Genomic DNA, 15,535 nt, shown 5'->3' with positions numbered 1-15,535 from the left:
TGATATGATGGTCCAATCGATACAAAATCTGCCCGAACGAATAAAGGAAAGAACATGAATGTTGTCGTTTTCTGTCGCCCTCCCTTTCTTGACAGAATTAATATAAAATGTTAAATTTTAAACAGCCGTTGCACGTGATTAGATTTATGTTACACGCTTTGTTCAAAGTTTTAACCGAAGTTTGGATGAGGAAATGAAAGTAAAGCTATCTACGTTGTGATTTGGTGAATTTTACACATGGCTTATTGCTAAGCCAATAGGAGGATTTTTTTACATGAAAAACGGTAAAGTTAAATGGTTTAACTCAGAAAAAGGTTTCGGATTCATCGAAGCTGAAGACGGTAACGACGTATTCGTTCATTATTCTGCTATCCAAACAGAAGGTTTCAAAACTTTAGAAGAAGGTCAAGAAGTATCTTTCGAAGTAGTTGAAGGAGCTCGTGGACCACAAGCTGCTAACGTAACTAAAAAGTAATTTGACATAACTATTGATAACAGTCCGGTTAATTGCCGGGCTGTTTTTTGTTGTTTAAAGTGTTTAATAGATCCTCACGCCGGGATAAAACCACCCGTGTTCCCTGTAATTTCTTGGTTTTCCAAGGTCTTAATCAATAGTATTTTGCTATAATAGTATTATTGCAAAACATGGTTTATAAATAATGAGGTGAAGAATATGAAGTTTATCCATACAGCAGATTGGCATTTAGGCAAATTGGTACATGGTGTTTATATGACGGAGAACCAACGGGAAGCACTCGAGCAATTTGTTGCCATTGTCGGTGAAGAAAAGCCGGATGCGGTTGTCATTGCCGGAGACCTTTATGACCGTTCCGTTCCGCCAACGGATGCAGTGGAGCTCTTAGATGAAATACTGTTTAAAATCAATGTTGAGCTGAAAACACCGATTGTTGCCATTGCCGGGAACCATGATAGTGCAGAGCGCCTTTCGTTCGGCAGCTCGTGGTATAAGCACAGTCAATTCTATCTTACAGGGAAGCTTGATAATTGCTTCAAACCAACACAGATCAACGGAGTAAATTTTTATCTTGTACCGTATGCAGAGCCGGGGGTCGTTCGCCAACTACTTGAGGATGATTCGATTCATTCCCATCAGGATGCTATGAAAGCATTGATTGGAAAAATGGAAGAAACTTTAAATCCGAGTGAGCCGAACATATTGGTGGGACATGCCTTTGTGCTTGGTGGACAAACTTCAGATTCTGAACGCATACTCTCTGTAGGAGGATCCGGATGTGTCGGAGCAGAGCTTTTTAATCCCTTCTCCTATACAGCACTAGGACATCTTCATAGTCCGGATGCCATCAAACATGAAAAGGTTAAATACGCAGGTTCGCTATTGAAATATTCTTTTTCTGAAGCAAAGCAAAAAAAATCAATTTCTATCATTGAAATGGATGAGAAAGGTCAGTTTACCCATCGTTATCGATCTCTAAACCCCACTCATGATATGCGCGAGTTAGAAGGACATCTGGAGGAATTACTGGATCCGGCATTTTATGAAAAAGAAAGATTACATGATTATTTGAAAATTACTTTGCTTGATGAAGGGGCATTAATTGATCCTATCAATAAGTTGCGCCAGGTATATCCGAATGTATTGCATCTTGAGCGGAAAATCGATGTAACCGACATGAAGAAAAAGCAGTCCTTTAACGCTGCTCAAAGTGAGAAAAAGTCGGAAATTGAACTGTTTGAACAATTTTACACAGAAATGACTACTTCAGAATTTACCATTGAGAAAAAAGATGCGATGGCAGATGTGATCGGAAAAGTGCTGAAAGAGGAGGTTATTAAATGAAGCCGTTGAAATTAACGATGCAAGCATTTGGACCATACGCCGGCGTAGAGACAATTGACTTTACTATCCTTGGCAACCGCACGATGTTTGTGATTTCCGGAAAAACAGGTTCCGGAAAGACTACGATTTTCGATGCCATCAGCTATGCTATATATGGAAAAGCGAGCGGTGAGGATCGCAATGGGCCCGAACTTCGAAGCCAATTTGCCAAAGAGGAATTGTTAACAGAGGTTTCGCTTGATTTTTCCCTTCGAAATAAAGGTTATTCCATCACAAGGTCACCTCAACAGCAGAAAAAGAAAGAAAAGGGTGACGGTTATACCCAAATTGGGGCCAAAGCTGAATTATATAAATGGGATGAAAATGGAGAAAAAAAACTCATTGCCTCTAAGGTTAATGAAGTTGAAGAAAAAATTAAAGAAATCATGCTCATCGATAGCAATCAATTCCGGCAAATATTAATGATTCCTCAAGGTGAATTCCGCAAGCTATTAACTTCTGATAGCAAAGATAAGGAAGTCATTTTACAGCGACTGTTTCATACACAAATCTATAAATTAGTAGAAGATAAACTAAAAGCCGAAGCATCAGAATTAAAAAAATCAGTTGAGGATCAAGTGCAAGCAAGAAGTGAAGCCATACGCCGCATACAGGCGACAACGAATGAAGAACTTGCGAACTACCTCAATGCCGGCAGCGTCAATGATACAATTATTATACCGTTATTATCAGCAGAAATAACCGGGATGTCGGAATTACTTGATCAGTTGAACAGCCAAATAAAAGAAAAGGAACTGGAGCAGGATCAAGTGAAGGGGCAGCTTTTTGAGGCTGAGGCAATTTTCAAGCAGCTTCAATTAAAAGAAGAGCTGAAGTTGCAAAAAGCTGGTCTTGATCAAGAGAAGGATGTGTTTACGGAAAAAGAAAAGCAGGTGCAAATGGCGCATAAGGCAGCTCTCCTCGCGAAACAAGAGGAGCTCTGCCACCGCTTAAAGCGGGAAGCAGACCAATTACAAGCAAATGTTTCTGCGATTAAAGCGGAAATAGAAAAATTGCACGGGATTTCGCACCAGCTTGAACAGAAGCTGCAAAGTGAACTTGAGCGAGAAGGAGAGCGGGAAGCAGCTCTTGAGTATATCAATCGTCTTTCCAATATGAAAGAAGATGTCTATTCATTTGCAGCCCTGGTAAAAGAAGCTGCATTGGTTGAATCTTCACTAAATACTGCCAAGGAAAAACATCACTATTCCGAAAAAAATCTATTATTAATAGATGAAAAACAAAAAAATCTTCTTCAACAAAAGGCGGAAATTGAACAGGGGCAACTAACCTTCTTAGAAAATGAGCGACAAGTGGAAAAGCTGCAGGCTGAGTTTGATCGGTTTCAAAAATTTGAAACATTGCTTGAGCAGCATCAAAAAGCGAAGGAGAATCTCAAATTAATAACAGACCGCTACGAAAATACGGTTGCAAGATACTTGGATATGAAGGCGATAAACGAAGATTTTGAAAAGAAATGGCTCCATGGACAGGCATCACTTCTAGCGAAAAGGCTTCAAACAGGAGAGGCTTGCCCGGTTTGCGGTTCCGAACACCATCCTTCTCCGGCGCCATTTAATGATGGTATTATTCCAAAAGAGGAGCACTTAAAGGCCGCCAAGGAGCAACTTGAACAGCTGGAAAAAGAAAAGTCCAAAGCGGAATCCGCTTATTACGACAGTCAATCTGTTGAGAAACGGCAGCAGGAAGCGATGGAAGAAGTGTTAAACGAAATTCGGACTTATCGAGAAGATTTTAGTGTAACGGACTTGCATGATTTAAAATCAGCGGTGTCAATTACTAAAAATCGTCTTATGCATACACAGCGTAAACTTTTTGAGCAAAATAAACAGTTTGATTCATTAAAACGACAATTAGAGAAAATAGAAACTGAAAAAGAGTCGCTACAAAAAGCCATTCAACTGTATTTGGGTGAAGTAAACGAATTAATGGTTCATTTTACCGAAAAGAAAACGAATTTGACGAGAATGACCAATATGATTCCGGAAAATCTCCGTTCCGAATCGGAATACGAAAAAGCTTTGGCGGCTGCAAAAAATGATTATGAAATCTTAGTTAAACAGCTGGAGGAAGCACAGCAGCGTTTTCAGGCTGTAAAAGAAAAGCTTTCAGCGGAAGCAGCTAGATTAATAGATGCAGAGAAACACCATAGGGATAAACACAGTGAACTAGATACAGAGCGGAAAATTTTTAAACAGCAGCTTTCTGAAAAAGGCTTTGAAAACTATGGAGTGTATCATGCTTCGAAGCAGCCGGAAGGGGAAATCCGCGCGCTAGAAAATGAAATCCGCAAATATCATGAGGATTTACGCTCTGTTTCGGATCGCCTTAAAGAATTAACGGAACGATTAGCAAATGTGAAAAAGCCCGATGTGGATGGATTGAAAGCTTTACTTGGTAAACTGGCTGCAGAAATTGAGTCATTAAATCATAAACGCACGGATTTGTTTGTGAAAAAGCGGGACAATGAAGAAATATATAATCTAGTGGAACGATTAAATGAACAGATGAAGGTTCTGGAGGAAAGATACAAGCTTATCGGTCATCTATATGATATTGCGAGAGGTCAGAATACGTATCGGATTACTTTTGAGCGTTTTGTGCTTGCTGCGTTTTTGGACGATATTTTACGAGAAGCCAATAGCCGTTTGAGGAAAATGACCGCGGGCCGATTTCAGCTTCTTCGAAAAACTGACCGTTCAAAAGGAAATGTCCAAAGTGGTTTGGAGCTGCTTGTTTTTGACCAGTATACCGGTCAGGAGCGTCATGTCAAAACGTTATCGGGCGGAGAAAGCTTTAAGGCAGCATTGTCTCTAGCCTTAGGGTTGGCTGATGTGGTGCAGAATTATGCTGGCGGCGTATCTTTGGAAACGATGTTCATCGATGAAGGCTTTGGAACGCTTGATCCAGAATCTCTGGACCAGGCCATTGAAGCGTTAATGGACATTCAAAGCAGCGGCCGCTTAGTTGGAATAATCTCACATGTTCCTGAACTTAAAGAACGAATTGATGTGAGACTTGAAGTTATCGCGGGTCAAACGGGAAGCAGGACGGAGTTCATTTTTACAAATTAAAACTAAGAAAAGTGCAAGAGCTGTTGAAAGGGAAGTGGTATTGTTTAAACACCACTTTCCTTTTTTAATGGCTTTAATAAGAAGGTGTAAATAGTCGAAAAGCTTTATTTAGCTGTCTCCGTAAAAGTAACTTTAATGACTTTTTCAGTTTCTTTGTTAAATTCAATATTTACGAATACACCGAATTCTTTTCTGTTATCTTTTAACCATAATTTAAATCTTTCTGTTGAAGAATTTGGGCCGCTTATTCTTCCGATATGAAGGTAATCAATGATTCGGGCATTCGGATATTTTTCTTGAGTCATCTTCGTTGCTAAAGTACCCCACTTTGCATAGGAAGGTATCGGTTTCTGTTGAGCATATGCCGTCTTTAATAGAATTATTGAATTAAAACAATTTAAGCAAAGAACAAATAGTACAGATAAACTAATTAATCGCTTTCTCACATTAGAACCCTCTTTGTTTTTGTTATTATCATGACATTGCAAGCAATAACTTATGTATAAATGTAATTTATCTAAATAAAAGTCTGGAGGTTTTTGGTGTGTATTAATTGAATTTTCAGGAAATTATGTTAGTCTGATTATAAATTTTTATAATATTCTATATATTACGAGTATTCATTCTTAACATTAATTACGATTATCCTCAACTTATTTGTATTATGAATTCATTATTTCTTGCGTTGTATTTCGCTGGGAAAATAAATGTGATTGGAGGGGATTTTAATTTTTTAAAAACCTCTTGACAACACTTCATGTTGATTTTATTACTTTCAGTTTTTATTGAAATGAAAATAAAATGGAGGGGATGAAATGGACAATTCTCAAAGTGGATCTTACGAAGTAGCAAAATCTAATATTTGTCAAAGCTGTGGAAGTGTTACCGGGATATATGAAGAAACAGCTTCAAACAAAAAGAATGGAATTATCTATGTTGTTTTAGGGTGGTTTTTCAGCATTATTTCCTTTCTATTTATGCCGATTTTATTCGGGGGAATAGCCTTCTTAATGGGCTTTATGACATATAGTGAGAAAAGTCAGGTCCACGGCGTAATATTAATGTTTTTTGCTGCTTCGGGTTTAATACTTGGCTCACTTTTTAGCTTTTTTGTTGCAGGAACCATGTTTATTTAGGGCTATAAGTTAGGAAGACCCCTTGTAGGAGAAAAACTTGTTTTTCTGCCATAAGGGTTATTTTTATTTTAGGGAAAAAAATGCCTTGTAGTTTTTGGGTGATAATTTTTCTCAGTTTAAAATAAAAGGATTTTGGGTTTCATTTGGTATTTTGTAATATATTTCGTATCTTATCCTTATAAATTTTACCTAAGGTATTGTACTCGAAATTAGCTATACTTGCCTTCTTAGGTATACCCATATTGACAAATTGTTTATCAAGTTTCTCAATGATAAAACGTTCGTCGATATCATTTTTTGCTCCGCCCATTTCTGTTAAATCAATTATAGTTCCGTCATTTAATTCGATAACGTAAAAAAAATCACCTTTGGAGTGTGTAAAGGGTAAGTATAGTTTCTTCCCATACACCCCTGTGTTAATCCTTACGACATCATGGTAACTGTGTTTCTTGCCCTGGGGCGAAAGAAATGAATAGTCGATTATCTTTTTATTTGTGATAACAGTAACATCAGTGAATAAAGTATATAAAAGAAGTATATTTAATATTACAAAAGCGGTAAGGCTTGATATTCGATGTCGCTTGAAAATAACAGCCTCCCTAAAGCCCTTATTAAATAGGTAGAAAAACCCCAATGCTATAAACAATTCATATATAAATACCAACCTCGAAACAGGATATTTAAAAATCCATATTAAATATTCTTTTGGTACAAAGAGCTTTTCTTGAACAACCCCTATTAATACATAAAAGGCTAGTGTTATGATTACAATGGCAATTAATGACAGTATCCTTAAAACAAATGATAACAGCTTTTTCAAATTAACAACTCCAGTTCTCCTAAACCTGTGCTTCATATTAGCATTTATTATGTTCTTATTGAAAAAGACTGATTCAAATGTTTGTAATTATCAAAGGGGAATATTGAACATGATTAACATAATAGATTTTCAAAATAAACGGTTAGTTCAAGTATTGTATGAGCTGCAAAAGGCATCCTATCTCGTTGAAGCAAGTTTAATTGGTTTTTTTGGTATTCCGCCACTTAAAGAGTCCTTGGAGGAACTAATGGAGTGCGATGAAACCTTTCTGGGCTATTTTGAAGGGAAAGAACTAACAGGTGCACTTGCCTATACAATCGATGAAGAGGAGCTCACGATTTGCCGCATGTTCGTTCACCCCAACCATTTTCGCAAAGGAATCGCAAAAAAATTGTTGAGTGTATTGGAAGAAATTCATCCTGAATTGCCGGTTCTAAAAGTATCAACAGGAAAGGACAATCTTCCCGCCAAGAGGCTATACTTCAAAAATGGCTTTCAATTAGTTCGTGACATGGAGGTCGTGCCGGGCTTATTTATTAGTCTTTTTGAAAAAAGAAGATAAAAATAATACCCAAAAATTGAATCAAATTCCTCAAAAAAAATTCCACAGTCCGATACAAAAACTGTGGTTAGGGGTCTATTATCCAAAGAACGTTTGGATAATTAACCAGATATTTAAACCTAGTATTAAGATGGCAAATAGGGTGGAGGTAACAGTTGTCATCCGCTTATTGACCAGTACACCCATTAAGTCTCTTTTTTGGGTGAAATAGATTAACGCTATGACCGGGAAGGGTAACACGATACTGAGAACCACTTGGCTGATAACCAGTGTCCGGGTTGGGTCGACACCCATTGCGACGATGATAACAGTAGGAAGCATCGTAACCAAGCGGCGAATCCATAATGGAATCGTGAAACCGACAAATCCTTGCATAATAACTTGCCCCGCCATCGTTCCTACTACTGAGCTTGAAACTCCTGATGCAAGCAGGGAAATCAAGAATACACTAGCTGCGGCAGAGCCAAGCAGCGGTGTTAGTGTATGATAGGCAGATGTAATATCTGCAATTTGACTGTGACCTGATGAGTTGAAAACTGATGCAGCCATATACATCATCGATAAATTGACGAAACCGGCGAGTGTCATGGCAATCAGAATCTCTTTTGTACTAAATTTTTGAATTTTGATTTTTTCCATATCATTACGTGGAATGATCCGCCCTTGAGTTAAGCTTGAGTGCAAATAGATGGCATGTGGCATAACAGTTGCTCCGATAACGCCGACTGCCAGCAAAATGCTTTCACTATTTCCAAGCCATGGTACGACACTGTGATATGCGACTAATGAAAAATTTGGCTTTGAAAGGACTGTTTCGACCAAATAACATAAGCCGATTAGTATTGCGAATGCCGCAATGAATTTTTCTAACGGCCGGAATCCGAATTTTTCTAACATTAAAATCAGATAGGTAACGATGCCGGTAATAATTGTGGCATACAACATCGGTATGCCGGCAAGTAAATTTAAGGCGAGTGTTGCCCCTAAAAATTCGGCTAGATCAGTGGCCATCGCCGCCAGCTCTGATACCACCCACATCGTGATAGTGAGCCCTTTCGGCATATTATCTCTGCATACCTCCGGTAGGCTTTTTCCTGTTGCAATTCCGAGTTTAGCAGACATGTTTTGAAGAAGCATTGCCATCAAATTGGCTAAAACGATCACCCAAAGCATTTTATAGCCGAAACGGGCTCCACTTTGAATGTTAGTTGCAAAATTTCCAGGATCTATATATGCAATTGAGGCAATAAATGCAGGTCCGAGAAACGGAAGTAGCGCACGGATGCCTTTAACTTTCCCATTAATGGCATCTCTTGCCGCCGAAACTGTCCGGTGTTCTGTTGCTCTAGACCTTTCAACAGCCATTGAATTCGCTTGGCTCATAAGACACCATCCTTTTTTGCTGTTATTTTCGTATAAGCAAGCTTTGTTCGTTCGTCAATAAATGTTTCCTTAATGCAAATTTATAAGATTATTATATTAAATTTTTGAATATTTGTGTACATTTTTGCTTAAAAAATTTGGAATTTATTTTTTAAAATAAGAATGAATGTGTAATTTATTTCATAAAAAGGAGATGATAAAGCTTAGGATGAGTTTCATGAGAGGGGATTCCATGGTAATTACCTTTTATTTCATCATTAGCTGGACGATGATGGGATTATTTATTTTTAATCGAAAAAAATCCTGGGGTTCCATTCGCGAAGTTTCTTTTTTAATCCTATTATCCTGTCTCATTAATACCCACACCTATCTGGGTCTGTTTGAAACCTTCAAATGGATCAAAACAACAACAAATCCTAAATTATATGTTGCCTTCCTTTTTTTTCGCAGTGTCTTTATTCCATTTTTTATTTCATATTTTACCTTGCTGATTTTTAACCAGCCTTTGAAAAAGAAAGTATTTTCTATTTTCATTTACAGTGTTATCATCCTAATTCTTGATAAAATCGGATTGACCTCAAATATGTTTGTTTTTCAAAAATGGAACCTTTTCTTTACAATTTTATACTATCTTATCTTTTTGGGCTTTGCCATGGTTGCGTTGAGGTGGTTTAGGAGTTTGGAAAGGGTAGGTCCAGAGGTGAAAACAGCGGATGATGTGGACTGAAAAAGGCTTTGGCTTGAATGATTTTTTTGTCATTGGTGCCGTACTTGCATCCTGGACTTTATATTTCTTTTTGCCTAAAATTTTTTCAAAGCAAGTTACTGTACTCATCTTCCTTTTTAGTTTGACGGCTGCGGGTTTATTAGATAACTCCTTTGGGGTAGCGCCATTTGATTTTTATGATATCATGGACGGTCCTGCCTATACTGTAATGGATGTTGTCGTTTATTTCTTATATCCGCCATTTGGCTACATTTTCTTATTACTCTATCAAAAGCTAAAAATAAGTAATCGTTTTCTCATCTTGTTTATTTCCTTATTCACTCTTTTTTCCGTTATCATTGAATGGGTGAACAATAAAATGGGCGTGTTTCATTATAAAAACGGCTATAGCATTATTTACTCAGTTTGTGTGTATCTTGTTGTTCAAAGCACATTTATCTTATTTTTTAAATTGATAAAAAAGAATTTGCCGCAAACAAAAAAAACAGAAGGATAATTTTAACGGGTACACTTGTGAGGAAAAAAAATTCATTTTTAAGAGGAAAAAAATATGTAAGCATTATAAATTTTCTCACAAATAACAATTAAATCAGCAGATAGTAACACTGAAAAAATTTACCCCATTTCTTTTCGACGAAATGGGGTTTTTTATGTTTATTCTAAATATACTCCGTGGCAAATAAGTGAATTTCTGATTATTTAGCAGGATAAACGTAATCTTATGTAGTATTTTTGTACTTGAAAAAGGGGAATATTTGCAGAAAAAATAATTATTATATTGTTTAATATGTAATGGAGGCGATTAATGTGTTGGTAGTTACCACAGAAAAAATTGAAGGTTACAAAATAGTAAAAATAAAAGGACCTGTATTTGGTCTAATTGTAAGAAGCAGAGGGCTTGGCGGCGATATTATGGCAGGGTTAAAGTCCCTTGTAGGCGGAGAAATCAAGCAATATACAGCTATGCTTGAAGATTCAAGAAAAGAAGCTTTGGACCGTATGATTAAAAATGCCAATCAAATGGGTGCAAACGCAATTGTAATGATGAGATATGATTCTGGTGAAATCGGTAAAAATATGAGTGAAATTGTAGCATATGGAACTGCTGTTGTTGTGGAGACAATATAATGAATTTCGTCATAGGTTTTTATGTCTTAGAAATTTTTATAATTATCTTATGCATTTTACTTGGATACTTTATCTATGACAAACGGTTTAATCGTAATCACGGTGTAAAAGTGCCCGATGGATTTCAATCGACAGAGGAAATAAATATTGACCCTGTGACTGGCGAAAAAACAAGGGTGTATTATAATCCTGATACGGGTGAACGCTTTTATAGAAAAGAAAAATAATTACAAATGCAGAGAAATTAAAATACTTTAGAAAGCCGCGATTTTTATACAAAAACGCGGCTTTTTTATCTTTTAGGAAACTATAAAATAATTTGGTGTGGATAACTTGAAAAAGTTATCTGAATCCAGCTCCATAAGGAAAGCTTCGGCAGCATTTGCATCGCACGAAGAAAAAGCGATAGCTTTTTCGAGGAGCGCCCAGCGGCTAGTGGACTTCGGTAAACTCCCTGTACGTTGCGAATGTGGAGGAATCGTGAAAAGATAGGCAGGAAAAAATAGCTGTCTGTCAAATACATAAGGAAACCCGGATTTTAAATGAAGGAGTGTAATTAATGAAAGCTGGAATTGATGCTGGGGGTTCTTTAATAAAGATTGTTTATCAGGAAAACCATCAGATGCATTATAAAAAATTTTCGATTGAAGAGTTGGATAGCGCTATTTCGTGGTTCAAACTAGTTGCCCCTAATGTAACCGTTGCTTTAACAGGAGGGAAGTCTCATTTCATTCAGAAAAAATATTTTCCAGAGGGCATCATCATTCCTGAATTCAAAGCAACTTGTGAAGGTGCACGTTTATTCTTACTCGAGGAAAACAATAAATTTGATCATCCATTTTTACTTGTAAACATTGGAACTGGTACGTCATGGCATGTGGTTAATGATGATAAGTATGAACGGATTCTTGGCAGCGGGGTAGGCGGAGGAACATTCACCGGACTGGGTGCCTTATTAACGGATGAAGATGAGTATCATCAGCTGACATTCCTCGCGAATGAAGGGGAAAAAGGGAACATTGATTTACTTGTTCGCGATATTTATGAATCTGACGAACCGCCAATTGATGGAAATTTAACCGCAGCCAATTTTGCCAAAGGAACAAAAGTGAAGCATATGGATTCCGACCGGATGGCGTCTCTTTCGAATATGATTGCTGAGACGGTAGTATTACTTACATTACAGGCAGGAGCTATCCACAAAATAAATAAGGTGGTTTATATTGGAAGTACATTGGTTGACAATCCTTCATTAAGGAAAAACCTTGAGTTATATACCGGAATGTTCGGCTTATCTTCTTTGTTTTTACATAATGGTGAATACTGCGGCGCTGCCGGTGCCTATTTTTCTGTCTAAAAATGTTAGCTTGAACATTCAAGCCATTCAAGCTACAGTTAAATGGAAAACCGATAAAGCAGGTGGCAAACTTGGAAAAAAGATATTTTACCATAGGAATGGCAGGACATATCGATCATGGGAAAACGTCCTTAACAAAAGCGCTAACCAATGTTGATACTGACCGTTTAAAGGAAGAAAAAGAACGACAAATCTCGATTGAGCTCGGGTTTGCTCCTTTATATGAAGATCATGAAATTCAAATTTCTGTTATTGATGTACCAGGGCATGAACGCTTTATCAGGCAAATGATTGCCGGTGTAGCCGGAATTGACTTGGTTGTATTGGTCGTTGCAGCGGATGAAGGTGTTATGCCGCAAACAAGGGAGCACTTGGATATCCTTAAATTTTTAGGGGTAAAAAACGGTTTGATTGGCATAACAAAAATTGACCGAGTGGATGAGGAATTTATTGAACTGGTCAAGGGTGATATTTTAGAAGAGTTAACTGGGACTGTCTTTGAGAATGCTCCTTTTGTGCCGGTTGATAGCCTTTCACATAAAGGAATTGATGAAATCAAAAATTTAATCATTAAGACCTTGAAAGAACAAGAGATGCGGGATGCCAAAGGTGCTTTTCGTTTGCCGATTGATCAGGTATTTACGGTGAAGGGGCAGGGTACAGTAGTTCGCGGTACCGTTTATGAGGGAACGGTTGAAGAAGGACAATTACTTAAAATAATGCCAAATGGTCTCGAAGTTCGTGCCCGGCAAATTCAGGTTCATCAAAAATCTGCACAAAAAGCCTATGCAGGACAGCGAACGGCAATTAATCTTTCAGGGGTTTCAAAAGAGGACTTGGAACGGGGGGATGTTCTTGTTTCGTCGGAGCATTTTATCGTAACAAAGACTTTGGATGTATCCCTTCGTGTTGTGGGGGATTTAGATCATATGGTCAAACAGCGGACGCCAATAAAACTCCATATCGGAACAGCAGAGGTAATGGGGCGTATCGTTTTCTTTGACCGCAATGAACTTAAAGAAGAAAATGGCGAAATTCTTTGTCAGCTTAGACTTGAGGAAGAAATCCTCACGAAACGCGGCGACCGTTTTATTTTAAGGCGACCAAGTCCGCAAGAAACGATTGGCGGCGGCTGGGTGATAGATCCACGCGGGAATAAATATCGCTTTGGCCAACAGACGATTGAAGAACTCGAGAAGAAGAAGGCAGGGGCACCGAAGGAACGTCTTACTGCCGCGTTAATTGAAGCTAAAAGCCTGCCGCTTAATGAGTTGATTAAGCGGACAGCACTTGATGAAGTTACCTTAAAAGAGCATTTAGTGGAAGATGATTTTGTTTTATATAATACTAAAGAATATACACTGCAAGTGCTGATTCAGTCGATTGAAGAAGACATTTATGACCGTTTGCAGGGATTTCATCAATTGTATCCGATGAAAACGGGAATTAATAAAGCAGAACTTTTACAAACAATGCAAAAGAGATTTCCTAAACCACTGCTTGATTATGTGGTTGAAAACGGAATTTCTTTAGGAACTTTTAAACGAAAAGAGCAATTTGTTTCTTTGGCGGACTTTTTTCCTCATGTTCCGAAAAACTGGCAAAAGCGGACTGAAAATATGCTTGAAAATATCAACGCGGACGCCCTGAAAGTTCGATATTTAAAGGATTATTTTTCTCTAGCGGGCATTCCCGGAAATCTTGAGGCCGACTTAAAACGGTTTCTCGAAGACCAAAAGCTAATCGTGATGTTAGACGAACAGTTTGCCTATCATGGCGAGGTATTTAAGGCAGCAGTCGAAAAACTCCGTCGTTATACGGAAGCAGAGTTTGAAGTCGGAGCAGCAAAAGTAACCCTTGACCTCTCGCGAAAATACATGATACCATTTTTAGAACGATTGGATGAACTTGGCCTTACAAAACGTGTGGAAAATAAACGTGTTTGGCAATAATAGAAAAACCTCAATCCTTGGTTCGGATTGAGGTTTTATTTTGTTAAGAAAGAAATTCAGCCGGGTTCAAGCCAAGTTCACGACAAATATCGCTAACCATTTGCTTTTCACCCGGGTCGAAATTGCCATCAGCATAACCGATTGCAACGCAATAACGGGCAATTAATCTTGCCATCTCAGGCTTAGTTCTCATTTTTCCAAGAGCTCTAAAGGCTTCGGCACGGCCCGTCATCGGATCATGTTCAATTCGGGATACAAACATATTAAATTTCTGGATCACTTTTTGAGAGTCAAATACCCGCAATTCTTCACTATGGTTAACAAATTCAAGCATCTTTTGGTGTTCAGATGCATCCAAATAGCCATCAGCCATTGAAACTAAGGCACAGCCGGCCACCACTGCCTCTAATGTATCTTGGCCTTTATATCGGTGAAATAATTCTTGTGCTCTCCTTTTTTGATTGTTTGCCCATTCAGCATAATCCGTTTGCGATGGAGACCAGGAATTTCCACAACTGTTACAGGTAAACTTTAGTTGATTTTTTCCAATAAAACCGCCCAGTAACCCAACCGGCCCCAGAATCAAGCCGCCAATGGCTGCTTTTCCGAGACCAAAGCCCTTTTGACCTGTTCGGACATTAGAAGAATGGCAGCGTGGACAAATAATGTCTTCCCCTCCATATGTACGTGTTGCGTTCGGTGTGGATGGATAGGTTTGTGATGGATAACCATAGGCAGGCTGCTGATAAGTTGTGACAGGCGGCTGCGAATATGGTTGGTCTTGTGGGTATGGATTATAGGTAGTTTGTGATTGCTGCTGATGCATAGGCGTGTTTGTTGAACCATTGGCAGGGACATCATCCACTGTTACCCCGAAGTTACGGCATAGAGCTGCTAATCCACCCTGGAAGCCGCTGGCAATCGCATTAAATTTCCATTCCCCATTATGCCGATAAAGTTCTGCTGCCACGATTGCTGTTTCAATCGTAAAATCTCTTCCAAGGTTGAATCTTATCAGCTCTTCATTGGTCCCTTCATTGAAAATACGCACATAGGAATCAGATACTTGTCCGAAATTTTGCCGTTTCAGTTGCGCCTCATGAATCGTAATCGTAAAGGCAATCCTGTGGATATGAGAAGGAACTCGATTTAAGTCAATTCTAATTTGTTCATCATCACGGACTCCTGAACCGACACGATTGTCACCGCTGTATAAAATAGAGCCATTTCCCCCTGAAGGGTTGTTATAAAAGACAAAATCCAAATCACTTTGAACCTTCCCGGTCTCACCTAAAAGAAAGGCGGAGGCATCTAAATCAAAATTAGAACCAAGATTACTCACATTCCATCCTAATCCGACCACGACGTTTTTCAGGCCGGGGTGGGATTTGGTTAAATCCACTTTTTGCCCTTTACTAAGTGTTACACCCACGTTTTTTCACTCCTCATTTTTTTCTGCGTATACTTATTATAAATCTATTTTATAAAAGGGAAAAATTTCTAGATGGTTTAAGAAG

The 15,535-nt window shown here is 38.2% G+C and carries 15 protein-coding genes; 11 read left to right on the top strand and 4 right to left on the bottom strand.

The window, feature by feature from the left end:
* The first annotated feature begins 274 nt into the window (after positions 1 to 274).
* The 3 genes from AC3ANV_RS18830 to AC3ANV_RS18820 all read left to right on the top strand — a co-directional run bounded on the left by AC3ANV_RS18830 (position 275) and on the right by AC3ANV_RS18820 (position 4,953).
* Positions 275 to 475, top strand: a complete 201-nt coding sequence (locus AC3ANV_RS18830; protein ID WP_007083969.1) for a cold-shock protein — start codon at positions 275 to 277, stop codon at positions 473 to 475.
* A gap of 198 nt (positions 476 to 673) precedes the next feature.
* Positions 674 to 1,819 carry an exonuclease SbcCD subunit D gene (locus AC3ANV_RS18825; RefSeq protein ID WP_488310212.1) on the top strand — a complete coding sequence of 382 codons (1,146 nt, stop codon included), beginning with the start codon at positions 674 to 676 and terminating at the stop codon, positions 1,817 to 1,819.
* Entirely contained in the window at positions 1,816 to 4,953 is a 3,138-nt protein-coding gene (locus AC3ANV_RS18820; RefSeq protein ID WP_488310211.1) for an AAA family ATPase, read from the top strand. Before AC3ANV_RS18825 ends, AC3ANV_RS18820 begins: the two co-directional genes overlap by 4 nt.
* Positions 4,954 to 5,057: 104 nt before the next feature.
* On the opposite strand, the gene AC3ANV_RS18815 is transcribed toward AC3ANV_RS18820, so the two are convergent.
* Entirely contained in the window at positions 5,058 to 5,399 is a 342-nt protein-coding gene (locus AC3ANV_RS18815; RefSeq protein ID WP_488310210.1) for a DUF3889 domain-containing protein, read from the bottom strand.
* A 369-nt stretch (positions 5,400 to 5,768) separates the two neighbouring features.
* Between AC3ANV_RS18815 and AC3ANV_RS18810 the strand changes: the two genes are divergently transcribed.
* The gene (locus tag AC3ANV_RS18810; protein WP_488310209.1) at positions 5,769 to 6,089 is read left to right on the top strand and encodes a hypothetical protein; all 321 of its coding nucleotides are present in this window, start codon (positions 5,769 to 5,771) and stop codon (positions 6,087 to 6,089) included.
* Positions 6,090 to 6,228: 139 nt separating this feature from the next.
* Here AC3ANV_RS18810 and AC3ANV_RS18805 read toward each other — a convergent pair whose 3' ends face one another.
* A complete protein-coding gene (locus tag AC3ANV_RS18805; protein ID WP_488310208.1) occupies positions 6,229 to 6,909 on the bottom strand; it encodes a hypothetical protein in 681 nt (226 codons plus the stop codon).
* Between the two features lie 109 nt (positions 6,910 to 7,018).
* Between AC3ANV_RS18805 and AC3ANV_RS18800 the strand changes: the two genes are divergently transcribed.
* Entirely contained in the window at positions 7,019 to 7,471 is a 453-nt protein-coding gene (locus AC3ANV_RS18800; protein ID WP_488310207.1) for a GNAT family N-acetyltransferase, read from the top strand.
* 78 nt (positions 7,472 to 7,549) lie between these two features.
* Here the strand turns inward: AC3ANV_RS18800 and AC3ANV_RS18795 are convergent, their stop codons facing one another.
* On the bottom strand, positions 7,550 to 8,854 hold the full coding sequence (locus AC3ANV_RS18795) for an Nramp family divalent metal transporter (protein ID WP_488310206.1): 1,305 nt from the start codon (positions 8,852 to 8,854) through the stop codon (positions 7,550 to 7,552).
* 232 nt (positions 8,855 to 9,086) lie between these two features.
* On the opposite strand from AC3ANV_RS18795, the gene AC3ANV_RS18790 reads away from it, so the two are divergent.
* The 6 genes from AC3ANV_RS18790 (at position 9,087) to selB (ending at position 14,018) form a co-directional block, all read left to right on the top strand.
* A complete protein-coding gene (locus AC3ANV_RS18790; RefSeq protein WP_488310205.1) occupies positions 9,087 to 9,581 on the top strand; it encodes a hypothetical protein in 495 nt (164 codons plus the stop codon).
* Positions 9,568 to 10,077 (top strand): hypothetical protein, encoded by a 510-nt coding sequence (locus AC3ANV_RS18785; protein WP_488310204.1) that lies wholly within the window; start codon positions 9,568 to 9,570, stop codon positions 10,075 to 10,077. The genes AC3ANV_RS18790 and AC3ANV_RS18785 overlap by 14 nt, the downstream gene beginning before the upstream one ends.
* Before the next feature lie 311 nt (positions 10,078 to 10,388).
* Complete coding sequence (locus AC3ANV_RS18780; RefSeq protein ID WP_488310203.1) at positions 10,389 to 10,709, top strand: YbjQ family protein; 321 nt, start codon at positions 10,389 to 10,391, stop codon at positions 10,707 to 10,709.
* Positions 10,709 to 10,936 (top strand): hypothetical protein, encoded by a 228-nt coding sequence (locus AC3ANV_RS18775; RefSeq protein ID WP_488310202.1) that lies wholly within the window; start codon positions 10,709 to 10,711, stop codon positions 10,934 to 10,936. The genes AC3ANV_RS18780 and AC3ANV_RS18775 overlap by 1 nt, the downstream gene beginning before the upstream one ends.
* A 332-nt stretch (positions 10,937 to 11,268) precedes the next feature.
* Positions 11,269 to 12,066 carry a type II pantothenate kinase gene (gene coaW, locus AC3ANV_RS18770; RefSeq protein ID WP_488310201.1) on the top strand — a complete coding sequence of 266 codons (798 nt, stop codon included), beginning with the start codon at positions 11,269 to 11,271 and terminating at the stop codon, positions 12,064 to 12,066.
* Positions 12,067 to 12,137: 71 nt separating this feature from the next.
* Positions 12,138 to 14,018: a selenocysteine-specific translation elongation factor gene (gene selB, locus AC3ANV_RS18765; RefSeq protein WP_488310200.1), complete on the top strand. Its 1,881-nt coding sequence runs from the start codon at positions 12,138 to 12,140 to the stop codon at positions 14,016 to 14,018.
* A 43-nt stretch (positions 14,019 to 14,061) separates the two neighbouring features.
* Here selB and AC3ANV_RS18760 read toward each other — a convergent pair whose 3' ends face one another.
* Positions 14,062 to 15,450: a TerD family protein gene (locus AC3ANV_RS18760; RefSeq protein WP_488310199.1), complete on the bottom strand. Its 1,389-nt coding sequence runs from the start codon at positions 15,448 to 15,450 to the stop codon at positions 14,062 to 14,064.
* Positions 15,451 to 15,535: the final 85 nt, after the last annotated feature.

It is taken from the genome of Neobacillus sp. DFD-2R, assembly GCF_057747865.1.
The sequence above is the reverse complement of the archived record's forward strand: the minus strand, read 5'-3'. Positions and strand labels throughout refer to the sequence as shown.

Coding starts and splice junctions, on each gene's coding strand:
- AC3ANV_RS18830 (WP_007083969.1), top strand. CDS start 275: ATGAAAAACGGTAAAGTTAAATGGTTTAACTCAGAAAAAGGTTTCGGA.
- AC3ANV_RS18825 (WP_488310212.1), top strand. CDS start 674: ATGAAGTTTATCCATACAGCAGATTGGCATTTAGGCAAATTGGTACAT.
- AC3ANV_RS18820 (WP_488310211.1), top strand. CDS start 1,816: ATGAAGCCGTTGAAATTAACGATGCAAGCATTTGGACCATACGCCGGC.
- AC3ANV_RS18810 (WP_488310209.1), top strand. CDS start 5,769: ATGGACAATTCTCAAAGTGGATCTTACGAAGTAGCAAAATCTAATATT.
- AC3ANV_RS18800 (WP_488310207.1), top strand. CDS start 7,019: ATGATTAACATAATAGATTTTCAAAATAAACGGTTAGTTCAAGTATTG.
- AC3ANV_RS18795 (WP_488310206.1), bottom strand. CDS start 8,854: ATGAGCCAAGCGAATTCAATGGCTGTTGAAAGGTCTAGAGCAACAGAA.
- AC3ANV_RS18790 (WP_488310205.1), top strand. CDS start 9,087: ATGGTAATTACCTTTTATTTCATCATTAGCTGGACGATGATGGGATTA.
- AC3ANV_RS18785 (WP_488310204.1), top strand. CDS start 9,568: ATGATGTGGACTGAAAAAGGCTTTGGCTTGAATGATTTTTTTGTCATT.
- AC3ANV_RS18775 (WP_488310202.1), top strand. CDS start 10,709: ATGAATTTCGTCATAGGTTTTTATGTCTTAGAAATTTTTATAATTATC.
- coaW (WP_488310201.1), top strand. CDS start 11,269: ATGAAAGCTGGAATTGATGCTGGGGGTTCTTTAATAAAGATTGTTTAT.